Origin of the sequence: Corynebacterium minutissimum (assembly GCF_000805675.1) — a bacterium.
In the GTDB taxonomy this organism is placed as follows: Bacteria; Actinomycetota; Actinomycetes; order Mycobacteriales; family Mycobacteriaceae; genus Corynebacterium; species Corynebacterium minutissimum.
Map to the genome: position 1 here is coordinate 15,210 of NZ_JSEF01000011.1, position 25,289 is coordinate 40,498.

The 25,289-nt window shown below is 61.7% G+C and carries 24 protein-coding genes; 16 read left to right on the forward strand and 8 right to left on the reverse strand.

The genetic code is table 11. The features are described from left to right. Nucleotides 1-86: 86 nt before the first annotated feature. Genes NX84_RS06190 through NX84_RS06200 form a run of 3 tightly spaced genes read right to left on the reverse strand, consistent with a single transcriptional unit; the run spans nucleotide 87 to nucleotide 2,851 of the window. A complete protein-coding gene (locus NX84_RS06190) occupies nucleotides 87-1,859 on the reverse strand; it encodes an ATP-binding cassette domain-containing protein (RefSeq protein ID WP_039674962.1) in 1,773 nt (590 codons plus the stop codon). Then, nucleotides 1,860-2,579: a molybdate ABC transporter substrate-binding protein gene (gene modA / locus NX84_RS06195; protein WP_039674963.1), complete on the reverse strand. Its 720-nt coding sequence runs from the start codon at nucleotides 2,577-2,579 to the stop codon at nucleotides 1,860-1,862. 11 nt (nucleotides 2,580-2,590) lie between these two features. Then, a complete protein-coding gene (locus NX84_RS06200; RefSeq protein ID WP_039674964.1) occupies nucleotides 2,591-2,851 on the reverse strand; it encodes a DUF2249 domain-containing protein in 261 nt (86 codons plus the stop codon). An 85-nt stretch (nucleotides 2,852-2,936) separates the two neighbouring features. Between NX84_RS06200 and NX84_RS06205 the strand changes: the two genes are divergently transcribed. Beyond that, nucleotides 2,937-4,115, forward strand: coding sequence for a hypothetical protein (locus tag NX84_RS06205; RefSeq protein ID WP_039675005.1), 1,179 nt, complete (start codon nucleotides 2,937-2,939; stop codon nucleotides 4,113-4,115). Next, nucleotides 4,108-5,478, forward strand: a complete 1,371-nt coding sequence (locus NX84_RS06210) for a multicopper oxidase domain-containing protein (protein ID WP_039674966.1) — start codon at nucleotides 4,108-4,110, stop codon at nucleotides 5,476-5,478. Before NX84_RS06205 ends, NX84_RS06210 begins: the two co-directional genes overlap by 8 nt. On the opposite strand, the gene NX84_RS06215 is transcribed toward NX84_RS06210, so the two are convergent. The 5 genes from NX84_RS06215 to NX84_RS06235 form a co-directional block, all read right to left on the reverse strand. Continuing rightward, complete coding sequence (locus NX84_RS06215) at nucleotides 5,465-6,034, reverse strand: molybdenum cofactor guanylyltransferase (protein ID WP_039674968.1); 570 nt, start codon at nucleotides 6,032-6,034, stop codon at nucleotides 5,465-5,467. The two genes, NX84_RS06210 and NX84_RS06215, sit on opposite strands and share 14 nt — an antisense overlap. Nucleotides 6,035-6,036: 2 nt before the next feature. Further along, nucleotides 6,037-6,525, reverse strand: a complete 489-nt coding sequence (moaC, locus tag NX84_RS06220; RefSeq protein ID WP_039674970.1) for a cyclic pyranopterin monophosphate synthase MoaC — start codon at nucleotides 6,523-6,525, stop codon at nucleotides 6,037-6,039. A 113-nt stretch (nucleotides 6,526-6,638) separates the two neighbouring features. Then, nucleotides 6,639-7,835: a molybdopterin molybdotransferase MoeA gene (locus NX84_RS06225; protein ID WP_039674972.1), complete on the reverse strand. Its 1,197-nt coding sequence runs from the start codon at nucleotides 7,833-7,835 to the stop codon at nucleotides 6,639-6,641. Between the two features lie 10 nt (nucleotides 7,836-7,845). Then, a complete protein-coding gene (moaA, locus tag NX84_RS06230; RefSeq protein WP_039674974.1) occupies nucleotides 7,846-8,952 on the reverse strand; it encodes a GTP 3',8-cyclase MoaA in 1,107 nt (368 codons plus the stop codon). Between the two features lie 47 nt (nucleotides 8,953-8,999). Continuing rightward, nucleotides 9,000-10,739, reverse strand: coding sequence for a long-chain fatty-acid--CoA ligase (locus NX84_RS06235; protein ID WP_039675007.1), 1,740 nt, complete (start codon nucleotides 10,737-10,739; stop codon nucleotides 9,000-9,002). 408 nt (nucleotides 10,740-11,147) lie between these two features. Here NX84_RS06235 and rho point away from each other — a divergent pair, with 408 nt between their 5' ends. The 14 genes from rho to NX84_RS06305 all read left to right on the forward strand — a co-directional run bounded on the left by rho (nucleotide 11,148) and on the right by NX84_RS06305 (nucleotide 25,096). Further along, a complete protein-coding gene (gene rho, locus NX84_RS06240; protein ID WP_039674976.1) occupies nucleotides 11,148-13,124 on the forward strand; it encodes a transcription termination factor Rho in 1,977 nt (658 codons plus the stop codon). Continuing rightward, a complete protein-coding gene (gene prfA / locus NX84_RS06245; protein ID WP_039674978.1) occupies nucleotides 13,124-14,200 on the forward strand; it encodes a peptide chain release factor 1 in 1,077 nt (358 codons plus the stop codon). The genes rho and prfA overlap by 1 nt, the downstream gene beginning before the upstream one ends. Nucleotides 14,201-14,224: 24 nt before the next feature. Further along, complete coding sequence (prmC, locus tag NX84_RS06250; protein WP_039674980.1) at nucleotides 14,225-15,085, forward strand: peptide chain release factor N(5)-glutamine methyltransferase; 861 nt, start codon at nucleotides 14,225-14,227, stop codon at nucleotides 15,083-15,085. Between the two features lie 64 nt (nucleotides 15,086-15,149). After that, nucleotides 15,150-15,824, forward strand: a complete 675-nt coding sequence (locus NX84_RS06255) for an L-threonylcarbamoyladenylate synthase (RefSeq protein ID WP_039674982.1) — start codon at nucleotides 15,150-15,152, stop codon at nucleotides 15,822-15,824. 12 nt (nucleotides 15,825-15,836) lie between these two features. Beyond that, on the forward strand, nucleotides 15,837-17,012 hold the full coding sequence (locus NX84_RS06260) for an MraY family glycosyltransferase (RefSeq protein ID WP_039674984.1): 1,176 nt from the start codon (nucleotides 15,837-15,839) through the stop codon (nucleotides 17,010-17,012). 16 nt (nucleotides 17,013-17,028) lie between these two features. Continuing rightward, nucleotides 17,029-17,463 carry a Cg1360 family ATP-synthase-associated protein gene (locus tag NX84_RS06265; RefSeq protein WP_039674985.1) on the forward strand — a complete coding sequence of 145 codons (435 nt, stop codon included), beginning with the start codon at nucleotides 17,029-17,031 and terminating at the stop codon, nucleotides 17,461-17,463. A 461-nt stretch (nucleotides 17,464-17,924) separates the two neighbouring features. Then, nucleotides 17,925-18,737, forward strand: a complete 813-nt coding sequence (gene atpB / locus NX84_RS06270; protein WP_039674987.1) for a F0F1 ATP synthase subunit A — start codon at nucleotides 17,925-17,927, stop codon at nucleotides 18,735-18,737. A 105-nt stretch (nucleotides 18,738-18,842) separates the two neighbouring features. Then, entirely contained in the window at nucleotides 18,843-19,085 is a 243-nt protein-coding gene (locus tag NX84_RS06275) for an ATP synthase F0 subunit C (RefSeq protein WP_039674989.1), read from the forward strand. 44 nt (nucleotides 19,086-19,129) lie between these two features. Then, nucleotides 19,130-19,702, forward strand: a complete 573-nt coding sequence (locus NX84_RS06280; RefSeq protein WP_039674991.1) for a F0F1 ATP synthase subunit B — start codon at nucleotides 19,130-19,132, stop codon at nucleotides 19,700-19,702. Between the two features lie 6 nt (nucleotides 19,703-19,708). Further along, complete coding sequence (locus NX84_RS06285) at nucleotides 19,709-20,524, forward strand: F0F1 ATP synthase subunit delta (RefSeq protein ID WP_039674993.1); 816 nt, start codon at nucleotides 19,709-19,711, stop codon at nucleotides 20,522-20,524. 60 nt (nucleotides 20,525-20,584) lie between these two features. Next, a complete protein-coding gene (atpA, locus tag NX84_RS06290) occupies nucleotides 20,585-22,225 on the forward strand; it encodes a F0F1 ATP synthase subunit alpha (RefSeq protein ID WP_039674995.1) in 1,641 nt (546 codons plus the stop codon). 56 nt (nucleotides 22,226-22,281) lie between these two features. Continuing rightward, nucleotides 22,282-23,265 carry a F0F1 ATP synthase subunit gamma gene (locus NX84_RS06295; RefSeq protein WP_039674997.1) on the forward strand — a complete coding sequence of 328 codons (984 nt, stop codon included), beginning with the start codon at nucleotides 22,282-22,284 and terminating at the stop codon, nucleotides 23,263-23,265. A 3-nt stretch (nucleotides 23,266-23,268) separates the two neighbouring features. Continuing rightward, nucleotides 23,269-24,717: a F0F1 ATP synthase subunit beta gene (gene atpD / locus NX84_RS06300; protein ID WP_039674999.1), complete on the forward strand. Its 1,449-nt coding sequence runs from the start codon at nucleotides 23,269-23,271 to the stop codon at nucleotides 24,715-24,717. Between the two features lie 10 nt (nucleotides 24,718-24,727). Then, nucleotides 24,728-25,096 (forward strand): F0F1 ATP synthase subunit epsilon, encoded by a 369-nt coding sequence (locus NX84_RS06305; protein WP_039675001.1) that lies wholly within the window; start codon nucleotides 24,728-24,730, stop codon nucleotides 25,094-25,096. Nucleotides 25,097-25,289: the final 193 nt, after the last annotated feature.

The following is a 25,289-nucleotide window of genomic DNA, read 5'->3' on the forward strand; positions in this document are numbered from 1 at the left end:
GATCCTACAACTCGGACATCCATTTTCTATAATTTTTACCGATTTTTTCGTAGGATAATGCTCACTACGTGCGCTAACTCAGAGGACTACATACGGGGATATACCGATACTGCGTCTTGATTGAGACGGCAGCGCACCGAGGCGCCCGGCGCGGGCTCGCCCGCAACCCCGCTGACACGCACGCGTTGGGGGCCGGTTTGAGCGAGCACGATGCCGCCGCCTACTGCGGCAACTGCCTGCAGGGAGAGCTCGCCAGCCGCATCTGCGTAGAGCGCGGTGGGTGGGAAGGCTACCCACGCAGATCCGTCATCCACGTCGGGGGCGGGGAGAGCAATCTCACCGGCGGTGCAGACTCCATCTGCCACGGTTCCTTCAAGAAGGTTAAGACCCGCGAGGGAGGCCACGAAGGCGTTGGGAGGCTGGGCGAGCAGGTCCTGTGCGTAGCCCTGAGCAGTGATGGAACCGCCTTCCATGACGAGGATGTCGGTGGCCAGGGCACTGATGTCGTGGAGGTTGTGCGTGACCAGCACGGTAGTGCGGTCGGGCGCGGTGACCGAGAGGAGGTGGCGCCATCGGGCGGCTGACTCGACATCCATAGCAGCGAAAGGTTCGTCGAGTACGAGGACCTCTGGGCGCGCAGCGAGCGCGCGTAGTAGTGCCACCTGGGCTGCTTGCCCGCCGGATAGTTCGCGCACGTAGTTCAAATTCTCCAGCCCGGCATGGCCCAGGAGCTCTTCTGTGCGTGCATCGTCCTTGGTCACCATGGACAGTGCTTGTCGTACCGTCGCGGTGGGCGGAAGACCGGGGTTCTGGGTGAGCATCACCACGCGGTCTGCGGAGACCGTGGCGCCCCGAAGGCGACCTGAGAGGAAACGCATGAGGGTGGTCTTACCAGCACCGTTAGGGCCCACCACGGCGGTGATTGTCCCTCCCCGGAAGGTCACGTCGTGGGGGCCCGCGACGAGGCTTACCTCTCGTGGACTCTGCACAGGTGCCGTGAGCGCGCGGAGGGACTCAGTGTTCATAGGGGAGAGCGTGCGGGCGACTGCCTCACGGTGCCGGCGGAGCAGCGAGGGCACGCCTGCTGCAGCCAGGAGGAGAACTGCCAGTGCGATGAGGATGGCAGAAAGTGCATAGGCGGTGTCGGCGCTGACCTCGCGTTCGAGGTAGATGCCGCTGGACATTGTGCGGGTGATACCAGGCATCGAGCCCGCGAAAGTGATGGTGGTGCCGAATTCACCGAGTGAACGCGCACAGGCCAAGGCGGCGCCTGTGAGGACAGCTGGGGCGATGGCGGGCGCGGTGATGTGCCGCAGAATCTCGCCTGGGCGCATGCCGACGCCACGCGCGCTCGCCACAACCTCATGATCAAGCTGGCGCAGGGCGGAATCGACGGCCACGACCACGAAGGGCAAGGTGACGAAGATATGCGCTACCACCACTCCCGCGAAGGCGAAGGCCACGCGAATCTCAGCGGCTTCGAGCAGGGGGCCCACGAGGCCGCGTCGCCCCAAAAGGGCGGTGAGGGCCAAACCACCCACCACCGGCGGCAGCGCCAGTGGCAGATAGACCACCAGCCGCACGAGGTGCGCAGTGCGGTGCAGCTGCTGTAGCCACAGTGCCAAGCAGGTTCCGAGAAGAGTGGAGAGAATCGTGGCGAGCGCAGCTGAGCTCAGCGTGATGCGAAGGAGGTCTTGAGTGGCTGGCGCGCGGAGAGTCTCCGGGAGTTGTCCCCAGGGGACGCGGAGCCCTAATGCCAGGATGGGGGCAACGATGTAGACGGCGGCGAGGGCGCCGACAGCAACTACCGCCCACGGCACGCGGGGGTGTTGTTCACGCAGATCAAGAGAGGTGTTCATTTAGTCAACCGGGGTAAAGCCATACTTTTGCCACTCGGCGTCAAAGCCATCGTCTAGAAGATCCAAGACCGCTTGTGCTTCATCGCGACGAGGTGAGGCGGCCACTACGGCGCCGAGGATTTCGTTGGGGAAGTCTTCGGCGCCATCAATGGGGATGGCTTCCACATCATCGCTGGATGTGGCGTCGGTGGCGTAGACCATACCGGCATCGGCTTCCCCGGAGGCTACTTTACCGAGGACGTTGGCGACTTGGGATTCCAGGGAATAAGGCTCCACGTTGAGCCCCTTGGCTGCAAGAATCTTCGCCGACAATGCACCGCAGGGTACTTGGGCATCACAGAGGACGAGGCGCGTGGAGGCATCAATGTCCTCGATAGTCTCCAGTCCGGCGGGGTTGCCCTTGGGCACCACCATGACCATCGTGTTGGTAGCCAGTACCTCTGGCTTGTCGACATCGCCGTGTGATACGGCTCTATCCATCGTGGCCGCAGAAGCGGTGATGAGGAGGTCGGCCGGGGCGCCGTCGTAAAGCTGCTGCACCAACCCCGAGGAACCACCGTTGTTGATAGCCAGGTCAATGTCGGTGCGCGCAGCCAAGTCATCGTTGATAAGTCGCGTTGAGGATGCTGCGAAGACCGAAAGCGGCTTATCCACTGGCTGCGCGGTGCACCCAGCAAGGCTGAGCGCGGCGGCGAGGATGGGGAGGATAAAACGGCGCATGCCCGCTTACTTTACGCGGTGCGGGTGAACTTAATGTGGACGTCCTCTGGTTCCTTCTTGAGGTACTCCAGCTCGAAGCGTTCTTCGCGCTGCTCGATTTCTGTGAGTAGCGGCAGCGGATCGTGTGGGGCAATAAGGATCATGGCTTCGCCGACGTTGAGTGTTCCCAGCGCGCCGTGGATGGCGCCGTGGCGGACGGCGTGGGGAATCTCTGAGGCGTTGAGGGTGGGGAGGCTGGTGCCCTTGGAGGAGTCGAAGATTGGCAGGTTCATGGTTGTGGTCCTTTCCGTCACACGCGGCGGTACGCGTTGCCGCTCACGATGCCAATTTACTACGATTAAAGCCGTGAAAAAAGATGTGAACCTGCTCGATGTCTCCCTTGCCGCTCGCCGGCGTTGGCACACCACAGCTTTCGCGTTGGTAGCCTTCTGGATTCTCGCGGGCATCGGGCTCACCATCGCCGGTTCCCTTGGCGCCCCGGTGGTGTGGTGGGATCTCATCCACCCCTTCACCATTGGTGCGCTCACCACCGCCATCGTGGTCTATTCCACGCACTTTACTGAGGCACTCACCCGCACCCCGGCGGCGAACTACCGCGGTGTTGCCACGCGCGTGGCCGCCATCCAGCTGGGACTGGTGCTCCTCCTTGTCGACCGCGCGGGCTATGACTGGGGCGCGCTTGCCGACGCCTCCTCCGTCCTCCTCATCCTCACCCTCACATGGCACGCGTGGGCGCTGTGGCAGAAGCTACGCGGCTCGCTGTCCGGTTCCTTCGCGCTCACCGTGCCCTTCTATCTGGCTGCGGCGGGCTTCATGGTGAGCGCGATCGGTGTTGTTCTTCTCGCCGCACACGGCGTGGGCAACTATTCATTGCTCGTCGCCGCGCACTCGCGCGGGATGGTGTGGGGCTTCGCTCTGCTCACCATCCTGGGAACCGTGGTGACCTTGCTGCCCACGCTGACCCGCACGCCGATTTCGCCCACCGCGCGTTCTCGCTGTACCCGCGCGCTCATCGTGCACTGTGCTGGGCTCGCTGTGGCCATGGGGCTAGAGGCCGCAGGGCTGACCCGCGTCGCCGGTGTAGCCCAGCTGCTTGTGGTCGTAGCGGGGGTTCTCATCATCCAGCCAGTGCTCGCGGGTGCGCTGGCCGGCAGGATGTCCACGGCGAGCATGTCCGCCATGGCGGGGCTGGTGTGGATGCTGGCCCTCTGTGCGGGCGATGCCGTTGCCAGCGCCATGGGTGCCTATCCCCGCGCAGTCACGCTGTTGCTCATGCCCGCCTTTGTCGGCGCAGGGTTATTGCAGCTGGTCACGGGGGTCCTTCACCACATGCTGCCCATCCTGGCGCGCGCCCGGCGCACCGAGCGTGCTGGCTGCATGCGCCTGGGGTTGATCAACGTGGGTGGCTTGGCCTGCCTGCTGGGGATTCCGGTGGTGCACGCTGCCGGGCTTATCATGATGGGGCTAGGCCTCATCGCTAACGTCGCGGTCCTTATTTGGGCCGTGGTTTCTACCAAAGGAGAAGTTCATGTCTAGCGCGCCTGCTCAGGCCCCCGAGACAAAGAAGTGGGCCGCATGGCTCATTATTATCCTCGCGCTCGTCGCGGTGATTGGGTTGGCGGTGATGAATTCCACGACGGCGCAGCGCGGCGCCACCTCAGCCGCGCCTGCCGACGCCACCACGATCGACGTTTCCGTCGACGGCATGTCCTTCGTCCCCAACTCCGTAGACGTTCCGGCCGGAACCCACCTCGTGGTGAACTTCACCAACACTGGCGACCAAGTCCACGACCTGAAAATTGGTTCAGCCGAAACCAATCGCGTCGACCCAGGTGACAGCGTGCAGATCGATGCCGGTATCATCACTGAATCCGTCGAAGGCTATTGCACCATTGCTGGCCACAAGATTCAGGGCATGACCTTCATGGTCAACGTCACGGATGCCCCAGCAGATGGTTCCCACATGGCCTCCGGCCACAACCACGGCGTGGTTGCCCCCGCAAATGTGCCGTCCCTTGCTGAGCGCATGGCACCGCGTGAGGATTTCGAGGCCTTCGACCCAGTCCTGAAGCCAGCGAAAGGCACAGTCCACGAGGAAACGTGGACCATGACGGAAGAAGAGGTTGAGGTCGCTCCTGGTGTGCGCCAAACGCGCTGGCTCTTCAACGGCCAAGCACCGGGCCCTACACTGCGCGGCACGGTGGGCGATACCTTCCGCATCACCATTAAGAACGAAGGTTCCATGGGCCACTCGGTGGACTTCCACGCAGGTGAGGTGACCCCAAACGAGGCCATGAAGACCATCCAGCCGGGCGAGTCCTTGACCTATGAGTTCGTGGCTCACCGCGCAGGTGCGTGGATGTATCACTGTTCCACCATGCCAATGAGCCTGCATATTGCCAATGGCATGGCCGGTGCGGTCATCATTGATCCGAAGGGCGAGGATGCGCTTTCCGACGTCGACGCGGAATACCTCCTCACCTCCGCCGAAGTTTTCCTCGCCGCAGAGGGCAGCGAGGCTGAGGGCGCGGACCCGCAGCGCGTGAGCGATGGCTCCTATGACCTCACCTCCTTTAACTACTACCCAAATCAGTACGACGACGGCCTCGCCCCGTTGCATGCGAAGGTGGGCGATACGGTGCGTATTTGGCTGGTGAATTTAGGCCCGGATCTGCCGCTGAGCTTCCACGTCGTGGGCGAGATCTTCGATACCGTCTACAAGGAAGGTGCATACCTTCTGCAGGATGCCGAGGACTCCGGTTCGCAGGCCGTTGACCTTCTCCCGGCACAGGGCGGCTTCGTGGAAATGACCTTCAACGAGCCGGGCACCTACTCCTTTGTCAACCACATCATGACTAATGCGGAAAAGGGCCAGCACGGACAGATCATCGTTGAGTAGTCTGGCGGGCCTGCCTGCGGGCGCGCAATTCGTCGACGGTATCGATGTCACGCACGGCTTCCGTTCCCGCAACGTGCACGACGTTCTCGGCTAGGCGCAGCAGACGCATGACGGGCTGATTGCGCGGATCGCCAAGCTCACCCAGGGCTTTCTGCAGCGCTTCGGTGCGCCAGAGCGCGCAGAGAGGCTGCAGGTGGCCGTCGAGAGTAGCAACGGCGACGTCAGCGTCGGAATCCTCGACGGCCGCGGCCAGCGCTGGGAGCATCTGCGGGGAATCAGGGGCGTCGACCGCCAAGACGGCCGTGGTACTGAGAGAGAGGTTGGAGAGAGCCGCGTGACCTGCCGCAATACCCGCTACCGGCCCGCCGAAGAGGGGAGACTCGCAGACCTGGGGCATGCCGAGTCGGTAGGGCGAGACCACTGCGGTGGGCATGCCGTAAGGAAGTTGGCGCACCAGGCGGTCGATGAGGCGCTCGCCGGCGAGAATGACGCTGGCTTTGTCCACACCGCCCATCCGGGTGCCGCGCCCACCGGCCAGTATGATGACGCCGCGCAAGACTAGCCCTCCTGCGCGCCGGGCAACTCACGGGACCAGTCACCGGAGCGCCCGCCGGACTTGGCGGTGATGCCGCAGCGCCGAATGTAGGCGGAGCGATCCACGCCTTTGACCATGTCAATGAGTGCTAGAGCGGCAATGTTAACGGCCGTGAGCGCTTCCATCTCCACGCCGGTGCGGTCAGCTGTGCGCACGGTGGCCTCGATGAACACATGGTCGCCGCGTAGCTCAATGTCCACGGCACAGCCATGCACACCGATGGTGTGGGCTAGTGGCAGAAGGTCCGGGACCTTCTTGGCGGCGGCAATGCCGGCCACGCGGGCCACAGCGAGGACGTCACCTTTGGGCACGCTGCCCTCGCGCAGCGCGGTGAGGACCTCCGAGGAACAGGCCACCTCACCTTGGGCGGTGGCAGTGCGCACCGTAGGGTTCTTTTCTGTCACGTCCACCATGTAGGCGGAGCCGGCGTTGTTGAGATGAGTGAACTTCATGGTGTCAGGGTTCCTTTCCTGGTGTGGGACTAACCCTAACTGACGCAAAGTTTCACCACCTGAACTCGCCGGGTTCTAGCGAGAAATCTGCGTCAGTTAGGGCCCCTTTTCGCTCAGTAGGGATAGACGTCAAGCGTGTCCCCGGCGCTGAGGGAGTCGGTGATGAGTGCGAAAGCATTCGTGCCGAGTAGGGCGCCGACGTGATGGCTGCGCATCCGGGGGCCCGGGGGTGGGGCTGCGGTGACCGTGCCGTCGAGAATGAGATGGCAGGGCTGGATGAGGGGATGTGAGGCCGTGGGGAAATCGGCCGCAGCAGTGGCGGTGAGGTGTGGCCGGTCCAGAGCGCTTTGCGGTCGGGGCAATCCAGCAAGAGTTCGCAGCAGTGGGGTGAGGTAGAGATGCGCGGAGACAAAAGCCGCGACAGGGTTGCCGGGCAGACACACGACGGGCACCTCGTTCCACAACGCGTGGCCTTGTGGCGCGCCGGGGCGCTGGTCCACGTGACCGAACCAGGGGCGTTCGCCGTGCTCGGTGAGCACATCACGTACAACGTCGAAGGCCCCGGCGGACACTCCGCCCGTGGTGACGATGAGATCGGAACCGGTGGCTCCTTGCGTAGCGCTTTCGAAGATTCCTCGCAGCTCATTTGGATCATCGCCGCAGCACAGCCGGGTGATGTCGCAGGTTCCGGTGGCGTGAAGGATGGCCTCGAGCATGGGGCCGTTGGAATCGGGCAGTTGGCCGTTAAGAAGCTCCTCGCCGGTGGCAATGACAGTGATGCGCGGGACGCGGTAGAGCTCGGCGGAAGTGATGCCGGAGGATAAAAGGGTAGCGAGGAGCGGGGCATCGATGAAACTGGAGGATTGGGTAATCTCCTCACCGCACGCGATATGGGAGCCGCGGCGGCGAATGTGGGACCGGGCAGGCACGCGATGGATGGTGATAGTCTCCGGAAGCGGGCCGGGGCCAGGGGAGATGTCCGTATCTTCGACGGGGATGACCAGTCCGTCAAAGCCCTCAGGGATTGCCCCACCCGTCATGATGCGCACGGCTGTGCCAGGCTCCGGAGTGCGCGGCGCAGCACCAGCGGGTACGTCACCGACGACCTTGAGCGTGCACGGCTTATCCAAGGGTGGGGTAAGAAAACCATCCATCGCGGAATTGTCCTGCGGTGGGATAGCACGGCGGGCGGTGACAGTCTGAGCGAGCACTCGTCCTGCGTGCACGGAGCTTTGTTCCGTCGACACGGGGCGGATAAGGGTATGCAGGCGTGAGAAGTAGTCCTCGATACTCGTGCCAGGCATTGTCATTGCACCTAATCTAGCCGCCGATGGCGGACATGGGGCGATCGGGCTGGAGGAAACCTTCGTCATTGACTCCATGGCCTGGCAGCTTGCGCCACATCTCCCCGGCCCATGCTGCCGCGAGCTCGTCGTCGCTGGCGCCGGCACGCATCAGATCCCGCAGGGACGTCTCCGAATTTCCAAACAGGCAATTGCGCACCGCGCCATCGGTAGTCAGGCGCGTGCGGTCGCAATTGCCGCAGAAGGGGCGGGTAACCGAAGCAATGACGCCGATGCGCCCTGGTGGAGTGGAGCCATCGCGGGCGGTAGCCTCCCACAGCGCGGCAGGGGCCGAGCCGCGGGGTTCTTCTGCTGGTGTGAGCTCGAACTCCTCGCGCAGGCGAGCGAGAATCTCCTCGGCTGTGACCATGCGGGAGCGTTCCCACTCCTCACGAGGGCCTAGGGGCATTTGCTCAATAAAGCGCAGTTCAGCACCGCGCTCCAGACTAAAGCGAGCCAGCGAAACGATGGCGGATTCATTAATTCCCGGCATGATAACGGCATTGATTTTTACCGGGGCCATATCGGCGGCAAGGGCAGCGTCGATGGAGGCAAGCACGTCCGGCAGGCGGTCGCGCCGTGTAAGCCGAGCGTAAAGCTCGCGGTCAAGGGTATCGAGGGAAATGTTGACGCGGTCCAGCCCGGCGCGCTGGAGCCCTTCAAGCCGCTTGTCCAACCCTAAACCGTTGGTGGTCAGCGCAGTGGAGGGAGCGATACCCTCATCGGTACGCAGAGCGGTAGTAGCGGCGATGATGTCCTCCAAGGAGTTACGCAGGAGTGGTTCACCGCCGGTGAAACGTACCTGGCGGATGCCGAGCTTCTCCACGGCGAGGCGAATGAGGCGGATGGTTTCGTCGTCGCTAAGCGTCTGTTCGGTCGGCATCCACTCAAAGCCCTCGGCCGGCATGCAATAGGTGCAGCGTAGATTGCAGCGGTCCGTCAAAGACACACGCAGGTCGCGGGCCTGGCGGCCGTAGCGGTCAAGGAGCGCGCGGTGGCCATCAGGGCTAGGCCCCGGCACGTCAGCGGGAAGGCTGGCCGCGCCGGGGATGCGGGGCAGGGGCAGTGGGGTGGTGTCGGACATTGCTCGCTACTGTAGCCCGAAGTCCGCTGAATTAATAGGCAGCGGGATTACTCCTCGGCGTCGAGGCGCTGAGATTCACCCGGGCCCTTAAGACGGATAATGTTGTAGTCACCTTCAGCCAGGTGAGCACGCAGGTCCTTCTTATCGAACTTACCCACTGAGGTCTTATCGATGGACTTCACAAAGGTCCAGTACTCCGGAAGCATCCAGGAGGGCAGCTCTGAGCGCATAGCATCGCGCAGACGCTCGGCGGTCTCAATGGTGGGGGAAATCCCCGCTGCCAGCACCGTGACGGCAAGCGGGCGCTCGACCCATTGTTTATCCGGGTAGCCAATAACGGCGCATTCGAGCACCAACGGGTTGGCCATGATGAGGTTTTCTAGCTGCACGGAATAGATCCACTCGCCACCAGAGCGGATGACGTCACGGGCGCGGTCCTCCACGGTGAGGAAGCCCTCCTCGTTGACGAAGCCGACATCACCGGTGCGCAGCCATCCATCCGCAGTGAACTTGGACTCGGCATCCTCCACGTCCTTGCCGCGGAACTCGTGGGCGGCACCGCCGACTTCGGAGGTGGGCGAGTGATAGTAGGAACCAGTAACGAGGTTGCCGCGCACCTGAATCTCGCCGGCGTTGCGGTCGGTGGTGTTGACCACGTGGCCATCATTGACCACGCGGTATTCCAGGGAGGAAGGGAAGCGGCCCTGGGAAATGCGGTAGGCCCAGCGCGCTTCGCCGGAAGCACCTGAAGGCGGGCGTGCGACGGTTCCTACGGTGGTGGTCTCCGCCATGCCCCAGACGTGTACGACGTCGACGCCGTAGCGCTCTTCCCACATCTTGATGAGCTGCGGCGGCACAGGCGAGCCACCGGCAAAAATCTCGGTCAGCGTCATACGCTCTGGCGGGTTCTTGAGGTAGTGCACAAAGAGCTGAATCCAAATGGTGGGCACGCCATGCGCCACGCGCGGGGAGGTCGCAGCGATGATTTTGGCCAGGGTGGCGGGGGAGACGTCGGCGTCGGGAAGCACCAGCGGCGTGCCCGTCATCCATGCCGCAAAAGGAACGCCCCAGCTCAGCACGTGATAGATGGGAATGCAGCACAGGAAGGTCTCTCCATGCGTCACACACAGTGAATCGGAAGCACGCAGTTGCATGCCCTCGAGATACAGCGCGCGGTGCGAGTAGAGCACGCCTTTGGGCGCGCCGGTGGTACCGGTGGAATAACACAGGGCGGCCGCGGTGTGCTCATCCAAGGTGGGCCAGTCGTAGACCGTCGAGCGGCCATCGAGCAGCTCCTCGTAGCTGTAGACTTCGATGCCTTGGGGCATGGGAACAGTAAGCTTATCGACGTCCGTAAAGACCACCGCGCGTACGCACTCCACGCCCCTGAGGACGTTCGCGAGCTGCTGGCCAAGGCGCCCATCGGCAACAATAACCTGTACTTCCGCATGGTTGACGATGTGCCGAATCTGGTCATTCATCAGCTGCTTGTTGAGCGGGGTAAACACCGCGCCTTTGCAGGCAGTACCGAAGAGGACTTCGAGGTGCTCCGCGCAATTCCACATGAAGGACCCCACGCGCTCATCCCCGGTGACCCCCAGCGTGTCATGCAGTGCATGCGCGAAAGCGGCAGCGCGTGCGCCGATGTCGGCGAAGGTGGTTTCCTCGCGCTCATTGCCCGGATCGTCACTATGCCACGTGATGACTTGGGTTTGGCCGTGGACGGAGGAACCGTACTCCAGGATGCGCGTCAGGGACAGGGGGATATCCTGCATGGTGGAGAGCATGCGTACCACTTTAGCCGTGTCAGTGTGAGCGCGGTGGAAGGATGCGGTATAGTTATCCACGACTGGCGGGGAGGCCTTCCCCGCACCTTCCGAGCATCCTCCACGGTGTGCACTCGTAAGACTGCGCACGACGGTGAAGGGGAGTAGAGATACGCTCGCAGTCGCCTCTTAATACATCTCCCATCAGTGACCCACGGCTTTAGTTCTTTTCCGCGCCGCGGGGGCGCGTCTACGAGGGGAGAGCCACACAAACCCACCGCCCACGGGGATCGCGGTTGCGTGAACTCGCTGGTGGCGGCGGACCACTTCAATTACACACTGGCTTCCAACGCCCCACGCGTGGGCTGTACCGCTCGAATGCGGCCTGGCCATGTTGGTGCTCGTTGGTGAAGCGACGAAAGGATATCCGTGAGCGATACGGACAAGACCGCAGCACAGGACTTGGCGTCCCTGAAGCTGCCGGAACTGCGCAAGCTTGCAGCGGAGCGCGGACTTCGCGGCGTCTCCGGACTGCGCAAGGGGGACCTCATTACTGCTCTGACCACCGGCCAGGTTCCGGTGCGTGCCGCGAAGGAAGCCTCTAAGGCTGCCGACGCCCCGAAGGCTCCGAAGGCAGAGGACAAGACCGAGGAGAAGGCCTCCGCGCCGCGCCGCGCAGCGCGCAAGGCTTCCCGCCCGGCTGGCTCCGCCGAGGAGAAGAACCATGATGCCCCGAAGGGCGCGAAGAGCAACCCTGAACAGAGCTCCGATCAGGGCTCTGAGCAGGGTGACAACGACGCGGACAAGGGCGGCAAGAACGATGAGCAGCGCTACGAGTCGCGCTCCCAAGCGCGCCGCGCCCGCCGCAATCGTGCCCGCCGCCAGGAGCGCGAGGCGCGCGAAGAGGCTAAGGCTTCCGGTCACGATGACCAGGACAACAATGGCCAGGACAAGGGCAACTCTGGCAACCAGGGCGGCAAGAATGACGCCAACCACGACGGCCAGGGCAAGTCGGAGGACAACCAGGGCCGCCACGACAATGGTGGCGGCAACAACAACGGTGGTAACAATAACGGCGGCAACAACCGTCGTGACAACAACAACCGCCACGATGATGACAACAACCATGGCGGTGGCGGACGTCGCAACCGCCGCAACCGCCGTAACCGCCGCGGCCGTGACCGCGATGGCGGCGGCAATGGCGGTAACGACCTGCAGATCCGCGAGGGCGATGAAGTGCAGATCGTTGGCGGCATCCTGGAGGTTGTGGACAACAACGTGGCCTTCCTGCGCACCTCGGGTTACCGCGCAGCGATCTCCGATGTCTTTGTCAACAACAACCTCGTGCGCCGCCTGGGCCTGCGCTCCGGTGATGCGCTCACGGGCAAGGTCAAGGTTTCCGGCCCGACCCACACCCACGGCAACGGCCGCAACCGCCGCAAGTACAACCAGCTGGTGGAAGTCGATACCGTCAATGGTCTCGATCCGTCGAGCGCCAAGGAGCGTCCGGACTTCGCCAAGCTCACCCCGCTCTACCCGAACCAGCGTCTGCGCCTAGAGACGGATCCAAAGATCCTCACCACCCGCGTCATTGACCTCATCATGCCGATTGGTAAAGGTCAGCGCGCGCTCATCGTCTCCCCGCCGAAGGCCGGTAAGACGACGATTCTGCAGAACATCGCCAACGCGATTGCTGCCAATAACCCGGAGTGCTACCTCATGGTCGTTCTCGTTGACGAGCGCCCTGAAGAGGTCACCGACATGCAGCGCAGCGTCAAGGGTGAGGTCATTGCCTCTACCTTCGACCGCCCGCCGTCAGAGCACACCTCCGTGGCAGAGCTGGCCATCGAGCGCGCCAAGCGCCTGGTGGAGCAGGGCAAGGATGTCGTCGTCCTGCTCGATTCCATTACTCGCCTGGGCCGTGCCTACAACAACTCCTCGCCGGCCTCCGGCCGCATCCTCTCCGGTGGTGTGGACTCCAACGCTCTCTACCCGCCGAAGCGTTTCCTCGGTGCTGCCCGCAACATCGAAAACGGCGGCTCGCTGACCATCATCGCTACCGCGATGGTGGAGACCGGCTCTACCGGTGACACCGTCATCTTCGAGGAGTTCAAGGGCACCGGTAACGCTGAGCTCAAGCTGGACCGCGCTATCTCTGAGCGCCGCATCTTCCCGGCAGTGGACGTCAACCCGTCCGGCACCCGCAAGGACGAGCTCTTGCTCGTCCCGGAGGAAGCACGCATCATGACCAAACTGCGCCGTATCCTCTCTGGCCTGGACTCCTTCGCCGCCATTGACCTGCTCATTAAGCAGCTCAAGAAGACCCGCTCCAACGGTGAGTTCCTCATGCAGGTGGCGTCCTCTGCGCCCATGGCGGCAGACACCGACGAGGAGGACTACAAGTAATGTCGAACCAGGTTTCCCTCGTTGACGATATTGTCTCCGAGTACCAGGGCATCGAAATGCAGATGGCTGACCCGGAGGTAGCCGGTGATCAGTCCCAGTTCCGCAAGCTCTCCAAGCGCTATGCCGAGCTGCGCCCCATCGTCGCCGTCAACGACGAGCTGGTGCAGGCTCGCCAGGACCTGGCCGATGCCAAGGAGATGGCCTACGAGGACCACGAGTTTCAGCCCGAGGTAGACCGCCTCGAGCCGCTTGTCGTGGAGCTGGAAGAAAAGCTCGCAGACCTGCTTGCACCGCGCGATGAGCAGGACTCCGAGGACATCATCATGGAGATCAAGGCTGGTGCCGGTGGTGAAGAGGCAGCCCTCTTTGCCGGCGATTTGGCCCGCATGTATGAGCGCTTTGCCGATAAGGCCGGTTTCCAGTGGGAGGTTCTGGGCCTTAACGAGTCGGATCTGGGCGGCGTGAAGGATATGTCCATCTCCTTCAAGTCCAAGACCCCGTCCCGCGACGGCGCCTGGAGCGTGTTCAAGTTTGAGGGCGGCGTGCACCGCGTGCAGCGTATCCCGGTAACGGAGTCCCAGGGGCGCATCCAGACCTCGGCTGCCGGCGTTCTGGTTTACCCGGAGCCGGAAGAGGTGGAGGCCGTCAACATTGATGACAAGGACATCCGCGTCGACGTGTACCGTTCCTCCGGTAAGGGCGGTCAGGGTGTTAACACCACTGACTCCGCCGTGCGTATTACCCACCTGCCGACTGGCCTGGTGGTGACGTGTCAGAAGGAGCGTTCCCAAATTCAGAACAAGGCGCGTGCCCTGCAAGTGCTGCAGGCTCGCCTCGACCAGATGGAACGCGAAGCCCGCGAGGCCGAAGCCGGCGAGCAGCGCGCCTCCCAGGTGCGCACTATGGACCGCTCTGAGCGCATCCGCACCTATAACTGGCCGGAGAACCGTATTACCGATCACCGCATCGGTTACAAGGCCAACAACCTAGACGCGGTGCTCAACGGCGATATGCACGAACTTATTGAGGCCCTCCAGGCCCAGGAGCGTGCTGAGCGCCTTGAGGCCGAGGGCTAGAGCATAAGGCTAGGACGAGATACGGTGACGTTTCACACCTATCAGGAGGCGCTCCGCGATGCCGCGGGGCGCCTTCGCGCTGCCGGCGTCCCCTCACCCGAGTGGGACGCACGCTTGCTTGCCGCGCACCTTATCCACTGCGGCCACATGGACATCCCCATGGATCAGGCGCCCATCCCCGGGTTTGATGTGGCCTATGGGGCGTTGGTGAGGCGTCGTGAAGCGCGCGAGCCCCTCCAACACATCCTGGGCCACGCGTGGTTCGGCCCGCTCGAACTCGAAGTGGGACCTGGCGTGTTCATTCCGCGTCCAGAGACGGAGGTCCTTGCCGACTATGCCGTCGGAATTCTTAAGAATTCCGACGCAGAGGATAGTCGCGTCGTTGACCTGTGTACGGGGTCCGGGGCGCTGGCGCTCTACGTAGCGCACTACTTGCCGCGGGCACAGGTGTGGGGCGTGGAGCTTTCCGACGCCTCCCTGGCCTACGCCCAGCGCAACGCCGCACGTTATGCCCCTGAACTTCAGTTGGTCCAAGGTGATGTGACAGACCCGCAGGTCCTTTCCGAGTTGGATGGCACCGTGGACCTCGTGCTCACCAATCCTCCCTACGTGCCCGAAACCCCGGACCTAGAGCCGGAGGTGTACCAGGACCCCCACGAGGCCGTCTTTGGAGGGGTGGACGGGATGGACACCATCACCGCCATGATTCCCACCATCGCGCGCCTATTGCGCCCAGGCGGGAGAGTAGGCCTTGAGCACGATGATGAGACTTCCCACCAGGTCCAGGAAGCATTCCGCGCGCATGGCGGATTCGAGCAAGTAGACATACTTCGTGACCTCACTGGCACCGCGCGGTTTGTGACGGCAGTGCGGGGAGTACAGTAGATTGGTCAAGGATTGGCCAACCAGCCGACGCTACATGAGCGTGGCATAAAGGAGAATCATACCGATGCAGGGACAGATTTTTAACTGCGCGGATGCAGCCGAGCGCGAAGAAGGCATGGAGCTTGCAGTCAAGGCCGCTAAGTCTGGGCGTCTCGTGGTCATGCCTACCGATACCCTCTACGGGCTGGGCTGTGATGCCTTCGATAATGACGCTGTGGCCAGTCTCCTCGCCACCAAACATCGCGGGCCCGATATGCCCGTACCGGTGCTGGTGGGTTCGTGGGATACTGTCAAAGGCCTCGTGGCACGGTTGGATGATACCGCCCAGAACCTCATCGAGGCGTTCTGGCCGGGAGGGCTGTCGATCGTCGTCGAGCAGGCGCCGTCGCTGCCGTGGAACCTGGGGGATACGCGTGGCACGGTGATGCTGCGTATGCCGCTTCACCCCATCGCCATTGAGCTGCTGCGCGAGGTCGGCCCCATGGCTGTCTCCTCAGCGAATATCTCCGGCCACCAGCCGCCGACGACCGCCATCGCTGCTAAGCAACAGCTGGGCAAAGCGGTGACGGTGTACCTCGATGGTGGGGAAGCAGAGATTGGCAAGCCGTCGACGATCATCGACCTTTCCGGGCCACACCCATACCTTCTGCGTGAGGGAGCGCTAACTGCCGAAGAGATCGCTGAGGTCATTGGCGTGACCCCAGAATCCCTGCGCACCCGCCCGAGCACACAGAGCTAAGGAGCGCGCACCGTGGCAGGAACAGGCGTGCCGCTGCGCGAATTGGCCTTGGTCATCTTTGTTGCGGCTGCATTTACGTATCTCAGCACCGGTCTGGTGCGTACTTTTCTCGTGCGCACGGGCCGGGTAGCGGAGATTCGCCTGCGTGATAGTCACTCGCAACCCACACCGCAGTTGGGTGGCGTGGCCATGTTTACTGGCTTTGCCGCGGCAGTCTATCTCGCAGGCCAGCTTCCAGCCTTGACTCGCGGCTTTATGCCCGTGACACCCGAGATGAATGCCGTGCTCTGGTCGGCTGCGGCCATTGTGCTGGTCGGAGTGGTTGATGACCTCATAGAGCTGAGTGCGATAGTTAAACTTGTGGGCCAGCTGGTCGCCGCTGCGCTCATGAGCGGTTTAGGCCTGACGTGGACATTGCTCTTCCTGCCATTTGGTGATGGGACCACGGTTATCCTCGACCAAGTCCAGAGCACACTCTTGACTGTGTTCTTTACGGTGCTACTCATCAACGCCATCAATTTCGTTGACGGCCTGGACGGTTTGGCTGCGGGCCTCGGCATGATTGCTGGTGGCGCCATCCTCATCTTTTCGCTCACAGTGCTCCATGACCAAGGCGGGGCAGTCTCGGCGTATCCGCCGGCGATTATTGCTGCCGCGCTCGTGGGAATGTGTGCCGGCTTCTTGCCGCATAATTTCGAGCCCTCGCGCATCTTTATGGGTGATAGCGGTGCGATGCTCATTGGCTTGCTGCTGGCGGCTGCATCCACCTCGGCTTCGGGCAAAATCAACATGTCGCTGTATGGGACGGTGGACATGGTAGCGCTTATGTCCCCGGTGATTGTGGTCATCGCGGCGGTCTTTGTTCCAGTACTGGACCTTGTCTGGGCGGTTATTCGCCGCGTTTCCCAAGGGCGCTCGCCTTTCGCGGCGGACAAGGCGCATATCCACCACCGCTTGCTGTCATTGGGCCACACACACCGCCGTACGGTGCTCGTGCTGTACTTGTGGGTCTCAGCGGTGGCCTTTGGTGCGGTGTCTTTTTCCATCGTTCCCGCGCCCGTTGCGGTGGCACTAGCCGTGCTTGCCCTTGTCGTTGCCTTCGTCGTGACCCTCATTCCGCTTCGTCAGGGCAAGATTGGGCGCAAGTCTCGTCCCACGAGCGTGGTGCTCGAAACGGATCCCTCCTGAGGTAGGGTTAGGGGCTGTGACTGAATCAACGAGCTCTGACCAGCTATCGCCTTACGACGATCATCGCCGCCCGCTGAAACGCGCACTGCGCTTGGGTGCGATGGGCCTCGTGGTGGTGACCTTTGCCTCCCTCGCTATTTGGGGCGGTGTCCGTGGCACGCCGGGCCTTCTGGGCGTTCTGGTTGGCGCAGCCATCGGCGGAGGCTTCGTGCTCTTTACGGCCGCTTCGGTGCTGCTGACTGCTCGTACGACGCCGTCCACGACCATGGCTGTGGTCCTTGGCGGATGGCTGCTCAAGGTGGTCATCCTCATTATGGTCCTGCTGCTCATTAAGGACTTGGAGTTCTACGACACTATGGCGCTTTTCGTCACCGTCATCTGTGCACTGGCGGTTACGCTCGGCACTGAGGTATGGGGAGTAGTGACCTCCAACGTGACGTACGTGTCGTAGCGTAGCGGGGAGAGATTCTTCCCAAGTACCATGTCTGCCGCCCTTGCTGGACACCCCAGGAGGGTGGCTTTTGCATGTAGTGATGTGGCATTGCTGACACCCGGAGTTACCCCCGTCAAGGTGGGCAAATAGGGGTATGTGACCAAGTCCACTGACTGGGGTTTGGGCAGAATGTAGGCGTTTTAGGTCTATCCGTGAGGGTGGGGTAGCGAGTTGCTTGAGGCACGGTGCCCCCACGTGCGAAAACTTGTCATCAAACTGATACCATTCACTTCGGGTTACCGCGGGTTAGTGTCATGCTAGCCCGATACAGTGCGGTTTATCCTTGTCTTGTTCACGCTGATGTGCGACGGAGTCCGTGATCAAGGCAAAGAGCTGAAGACGTCCATCGCACCACATAGCCTTCGACAAGCTGTGTGGCCCGAACACGGGAGAGAACGCTGAGCGTTACAACATTGGCCATGAAGGGTAGCTTTCACGCACCCGAACTGGATCCAGAATTTTTCCCGGGGCACGTAACCGATGACGGTGAAGTCGTCGACCTTTTGTTTGCTGACTTCGCCAACGGTTGGTTCGCTTTGGATCGCATCATGCTGGTTCGCCTGTTCATGGCAGCCATCCTGGTGCTCCTTTTTGTTGTCGCCTTTAAGAACCCCAAGCTGGTTCCTAAAGGATTGCAGAACGTAGGCGAGCATGCGATTGACTTCGTGCGAATTCACATCGCAGAAGACATATTGGGCAAGAAGGAAGGACGCCGTTTCCTTCCGATTTTGGCCTCTATCTTCTTCGGCGTTTTGTTCTGGAACGTAGCAACTATTGTTCCGGGCCTGAACATCTCTCCGAACGCCCGTATTGGTATGCCGATCGTGTTGGCCATCGTGGCGTACATCGCCATGATCTACGCCGGCGCGAAGCGCTTCGGTTTCGGCAAGTTCATCAAGTCCTCGGTGGTTATTCCTAACCTTCCACCGGCGCTGCACGTCCTTGTTGTGCCGATTGAGGCATTCTCTACGTTCGTTATGCGCCCAGTCACGCTGGCACTTCGTCTGATGGCGAACTTCCTGGCTGGTCACCTCATTTTGGTCCTGTTGTACTCGGCAACGAACTTCTTCTTCTTCCAGTTCAACGCCTGGACCGCATTGAGTGGCCTGACGCTGGTCGCAGCGGTTCTGTTCACGATTTACGAGATTATCGTCATCTTCCTGCAGGCATACATCTTTGCCCTGCTGACGGCGGTATACATCGAACTGTCGCTGCATGCAGACTCGCACTAACAACAACGCGAACCTCGCGGTTAACTAAATATCCCCAGAATCCATCCTCACTGCTTCCTGCGGAACAGTCCGCAGGAGAAACATTGAAAGGGAACGACTTTCATCATGAACGAAATCATTCTTGCTCAGGACGCTGCTGAGTCCACCATCACCGGTCTCGGCGCCATCGGCTACGGCATCGCAACCATCGGCCCGGGTCTGGGCATCGGTATCCTCGTCGGCAAGACCGTCGAGGGCATGGCTCGCCAGCCGGAGATGGCTGGTCAGCTGCGTACCACCATGTTCCTGGGTATCGCCTTCGTTGAGGCCCTCGCCCTCATCGGCCTCGTTGCAGGCTTCCTGTTCTAAAGAGCGCTTTACACAAGTAAATCGAACTTTAAGAACGGAGCCCCATGAACAACGTCATTTACTACCTTGCAGCGGAAGGAAGTGAGCACCTGCCGCTGGAGAGCGGCAACTCCATCCTTTCGCCCAAGATGTACGACTTGGTCTGGTCTCTCATTCCGTTCGCCGTCATCCTGCTGATTTTCTGGAAGTTTGTTCTTCCGGCTTACAGCAAGATGTTGCAGGAGCGTGAAGACCGGATCGAGGGTGGCCTTAAGCGTGCGGAGGCTCAGCAGGCCGAAGCAAAGGCCGCTTTGGAAAAGTACAACGCTCAGCTCGCTGACGCTCGAGCAGAGGCTGCTGAGATCCGTGAGCAGGCGCGTGAGCGCGGCAAGCTGATCGAGGCAGAGGCTAAGGAAGCTGCAGAAGAAGAGTCTCGTCGCATTCTTGCGGCTGGCGAGAAGCAGCTGGAAGCTTCCCGCGCACAGGTCGTGTCTGAGCTGCGTTCCGACATCGGACAGAACTCCATCAACTTGGCAGAGAAGCTTCTTGGCGGCGAACTTTCCGACGCCACGAAGCAGTCCTCCACCATTGATAGCTTCCTGTCCGAGCTCGACACTGTGGCACCGGCCGGAAAGTAGGCAACGATGAAGGCAGCTAGCCGCGAAGCACTCGCTACCGTTGAGTCCAAGCTGGATGGTTTTCTCTCCGGCGACAACTCGGTAGCTACTGCTACCCAGGCAGGCCAGGACCTCTTCGAGGTTGTCCGCGTCCTCGACGGTGACCGCGAACTGCGCGTTGCCCTGACCGATGATGCGGCCTCCTCTGAGGAGCGTAAGTCCCTGGTCCAGAAGCTTTTCGGCGGCAAGATTTCTCCGGTAGCACAGCAGGTGCTCGAGGAAGCCGCCGCCGCACAGTGGTCCTCCCCGCGTGATATCGCCCGTGGCCTCGTGAAGCTTGGCCGCCGCGCTCTTCTGCGTGGCGCTGAGTCCGAGGGCAAGCTGGGCCAGGTAGAAGACGAGCTCTTCTCCCTGTCGCGCGTGCTTGACCGCGAAGGCGAACTGACCCAGCTGCTTTCAGACCGTACTGCGACGTCCGACCGCAAGGTTGGACTGCTGGCAAGCGTGCTCTACGGCAAGGTCACTATGGTCACTGAGGCGCTCGCGCTGCAGGCCATTGGCCGCCCGGAGCAGAACCCGATTGATGATATTGCCGCACTGGCAGACTCCGCAGCTGAGCTGCAGGGCCGCTCCATTGCGCGCGTGACGTCGGCGGGTGAGCTAAACGATAGCCAGCGGGCAGCACTCGCTGAAAAGCTGGGCAAAATTTATGGTCGTGCGATGTCCATCCACTCTGAGGTTGACACCAGCCTCCTCGGTGGTATGACCATCCGCGTTGGCGACGAAGTCATTGATGGCTCGACGGCAGGCAAGATTTCCCGCCTTCGTGCTGTGATGGCATAAGCCGAAACGACAGAAACGAATAAGTAATTGCTGGAAGATACTACCGAGAGCAGGAAGAACATGGCGGAGCTGACGATCTCCTCCGACGAGATCCGTAGCGCGATTGCGAACTACACCTCGAGCTACTCCGCGGAGGCCTCCCGTGAGGAGGTCGGCGTGGTCATTTCGGCAGCTGACGGTATTGCGCAGGTTTCGGGCCTGCCGTCCGTCATGGCGAATGAGCTGCTCGAGTTCCCAGGCGGCGTCATTGGCGTCGCTCAGAACCTTGACACCAACTCCATCGGTGTCGTGGTCTTGGGCAACTTCGAGTCCCTTAAGGAAGGCGACGAGGTCAAGAGGACCGGCGAAGTCCTCTCTATCCCTGTGGGCGAGGAATTCCTCGGCCGCGTTATCAACCCCCTGGGCCAGCCGATTGACGGCATGGGCCCGATCACCGCTGAAGAGGACCGCGTCCTCGAGCTGCAGGCACCGTCCGTGCTGCAGCGCCAGCCGGTGGAAGAGCCGATGCAGACCGGCATCAAGGCAATTGACGCCATGACCCCGATTGGTCGTGGTCAGCGTCAGTTGATCATTGGTGACCGTAAGACGGGTAAGACCGCTGTCTGTATCGACACCATCCTGAACCAGAAGGCTAACTGGGAGTCTGGCGACAAGAACAAGCAGGTCCGCTGCATCTACGTCGCCATCGGCCAGAAGGGCTCCACCATTGCTGGTGTGCGCCACACCCTGGAGCAGCACGGCGCACTGGAGTACACCACCATCGTGGCTGCTCCGGCATCCGACGCCGCCGGCTTCAAGTGGTTGGCACCGTTCTCCGGTGCAGCTCTGGGTCAGCACTGGATGTACCAGGGCAACCACGTCCTGATCATTTACGATGATCTGACCAAGCAGGCTGAGGCCTACCGTGCGATTTCCCTTCTGCTGCGCCGCCCGCCGGGCCGCGAGGCATACCCGGGTGACGTCTTCTACCTGCACTCCCGTCTGCTGGAGCGTGCTGCAAAGCTCTCCGACGACATGGGTGCAGGTTCCATGACCGCACTGCCGATCATTGAGACGAAGGCGAACGACGTCTCCGCCTTCATCCCGACCAACGTTATTTCCATTACCGACGGCCAGGTCTTCCTGGAGTCCGACCTGTTCAACCAGGGCGTCCGTCCGGCAATTAACGTCGGTGTGTCCGTCTCCCGTGTTGGTGGTGCAGCACAGACCAAGGGCATGAAGAAGGTTGCCGGTAACCTCCGTCTTGAGCTGGCTGCCTACCGTGACCTGCAGGCCTTCGCTGCCTTCGCGTCCGACCTTGACTCTGCGTCCAAAGCTCAGCTGGAGCGCGGTGAGCGCCTCGTTGAGCTGCTCAAGCAGTCCGAGTCATCCCCGCAGCCTGTCGAGTACCAGATGGTCTCCATCTTCCTCGCAGACCAGGGCATCTTCGACGTCGTTCCCGTCGAGGACGTACGCCGCTTCGAGAAGGAGCTGCACGATCACCTCAACTCTGCAACCCCGCAGGTGTTCGAGCAGATTCAGGGTGGCACCGCTCTGACCGACGAGTCCAAGGACGCACTTGTTGCTGCAGCCAAGGACTTCACTCCGTCCTTCCGCACCTCTGAGGGCCACAACCTGGGCACTGAGGCTCCGGTGGATCCGCTCGACGCTGAGGAGATCAACAAGTCCGAGCTCAGCGTCTCCCGCAAGACGGCCAAGTAGAGTTTCGCACGCTCTAAGAATTAACCGTCTAGAAAGAGAAGGGAGGAGCGAAAACCATGGCTAATCTTCGTGAACTGCGCGACCGCATCAGGTCCGTCAATTCCACTAAGAAGATCACCAAGGCACAGGAGCTCATTGCTACCTCGCGCATTACCAAGGCTCAGGCCAGGGTCGAGGCGTCGCAGCCTTATGCGCACGAGCTGTCCAACGTGTTGAACAAGCTCGCCGCGCACACAAACCTGGATCACCCGATGCTCCGTGAGCGTGAAGATGGCAAGGTTGCCGCCATTCTCGTGGTCTCTTCTGACCGCGGTATGTGCGGTGGCTACAACAACAACGTCTTCAAGAAGGTGGCCGAGCTCGAAGCTTTGCTGAAGAGCGAAGGTTACGAGACCGTCCGCTACGTCACGGGTAACAAGGGCGTTGGCTTCTACAAGTTCCGTGAAGCCGAGGTCGCAGGCAGCTGGACCGGATTCTCGCAGGATCCGACCTGGAAGGCGACGCATGACGTGCGCCGCCACATCATCGACGGCTTCATTGCCGGTTCGAAGGGCCAGGCTAAGACTCGTGCGGGCATCAATCTCGAGGGCGAGACTGTTCGCGGTTTCGACCAGGTACACGTTGTGTACACCGAGTTTGAGTCCATGCTGACCCAGACGGCGCGTGTGCAGCAGCTGCTGCCGGTGGTACCGGTTATTGAGGAAGAGGACTTCGACATGGGCGAGTCCGCGCTTTCCGACTCCGCGTCGGTCAATCAGGTCACCCCTGATTACGACTTCGAGCCGGATGCGGACACCCTCATGGAAGCACTGCTCCCGCAGTACGTGTCCCGTCTCCTGTTTGCGATGTTCTTGGAGGCTTCAGCCTCCGAGTCCGCCGCACGCCGTACCGCAATGAAGTCTGCAACTGATAACGCGACCGAGCTGGTCAAGGACCTCTCCCGCGTTGCCAACCAGGCACGTCAGGCGCAGATTACCCAAGAAATCACAGAGATCGTCGGTGGCGCTGGGGCGCTCGCCGAAAGCGCAGAAAGTGACTAGATTATGACTACAGCTCTGCAAGAGCAGAACACACAGTCGTCGGCTACCGCCGGCCGTGTGGTGCGTGTCATCGGTCCGGTCGTCGACGTGGAGTTTCCGCGTGGCGGGCTGCCGGCACTGTACAACGCACTGACCGTCGAGGTGACCCTCGAGGCTGTTGCAAAGACCGTCACCCTTGAGGTCGCTCAGCACCTCGGTGACAACCTCGTCCGTGCCGTGTCCATGGCTCCGACCGACGGCCTCGTCCGTGGCGCTGCCGTGACCGACACCGGCAAGCCGATTTCCGTCCCGGTGGGCGATGTGGTCAAGGGCCACGTCTTCAACGCCCTCGGTGACTGCCTTGACCAGCCGGGTCTGGGCCGCGATGGCGAACAGTGGGGCATCCACCGCGAGCCGCCGGCATTCGACCAGCTGGAAGGTAAGACCGAAATCCTCGAGACCGGCATTAAGGTCATTGACCTTCTCACCCCGTACGTCAAGGGCGGCAAGATTGGCCTCTTTGGTGGTGCAGGTGTGGGTAAGACCGTTCTTATCCAGGAGATGATTACTCGTATCGCACGCGAGTTCTCCGGTACCTCCGTCTTCGCAGGCGTCGGCGAGCGCACCCGTGAGGGCACCGACCTCTTCCTTGAGATGGAAGAGATGGGCGTTCTCCAGGACACCGCCCTCGTGTTTGGCCAGATGGATGAGCCGCCGGGAGTCCGTATGCGCGTGGCTCTGTCCGGACTGACCATGGCGGAGTACTTCCGCGATGTCCAGAACCAGGACGTGCTGCTGTTCATCGACAACATCTTCCGTTTCACCCAGGCAGGTTCTGAGGTGTCCACGCTGCTCGGCCGTATGCCGTCTGCTGTGGGTTACCAGCCGACCTTGGCTGATGAGATGGGTGTGCTGCAGGAGCGTATTACCTCCACCAAGGGTAAGTCCATTACTTCCCTGCAGGCCGTCTACGTGCCGGCCGATGACTACACCGACCCGGCTCCGGCCACCACCTTCGCCCACCTCGATGCCACCACTGAGCTGGACCGTTCCATTGCTTCGAAGGGTATTTACCCGGCAGTGAACCCGCTGACCTCTACCTCTCGTATTCTGGAGCCGTCCATCGTGGGCGAGCGCCACTACGAGGTGGCACAGCGTGTCATCGGTATCCTGCAGAAGAACAAGGAACTCCAGGACATCATCGCCATCCTTGGTATGGACGAGCTGTCTGAGGAGGACAAGGTCACCGTTCAGCGAGCACGTCGTATCGAGCGCTTCCTGGGCCAGAACTTCTTCGTCGCAGAGAAGTTCACCGGCCTGCCGGGCTCCTACGTGCCGCTGGCTGACACCATCGACGCTTTCGAGCGCATCTGCAACGGCGAATTCGACCACTACCCGGAGCAGGCCTTCAACGGCCTGGGTGGCTTGGACGACGTCGAGGCTGCGTACAAGAAGCTGAGCGAGAAGAAGTAGGGAGAGGCACATGGCTGACATCACCGCCGAATTGGTTTCCGTCGAGCGCCTGCTGTGGACCGGCAAGGCCACCATGGTGACGGCTGAGACCACCGAGGGTGAGATCGGCGTGCTTCCTGGCCACGAGCCTATGGTTGGTCAGCTGATCAACAATGGCGTTGTGACCATCCACCCAGCGGACGGCGAGCGCCGCGTCGCTGCCGTCCAGGGTGGCTTCCTCTCCGTATCCGAGAACAAGATCACCGTCCTCGCGGATTGGGCCATCTGGGCCCGCGAGGTCGATGAGACCCAGGCTCAGGAAGACCTGAAGTCTGAGGATGAGTTGACGAGGTCCCGCGGCGACGCTGCATTGCGTGCCGTGCGCCGCTTCAACAGCTAACGGATTAGCGGAGAGGGGAGAGAACGGGCAGCAATGACCGCCCTTCCCACTCTGGCTTGAAAAGAACCCCCTGCACTTCCTTTCACGAGGAGGAGCAGGGGGTTTCGCCTTACCCACACAACCCCGGATTCTAAGGATCGTGGAAACACCTGGCCTTGATTGGTGGTGTTTGTGGTGTCGAGTCGTTGGGAGC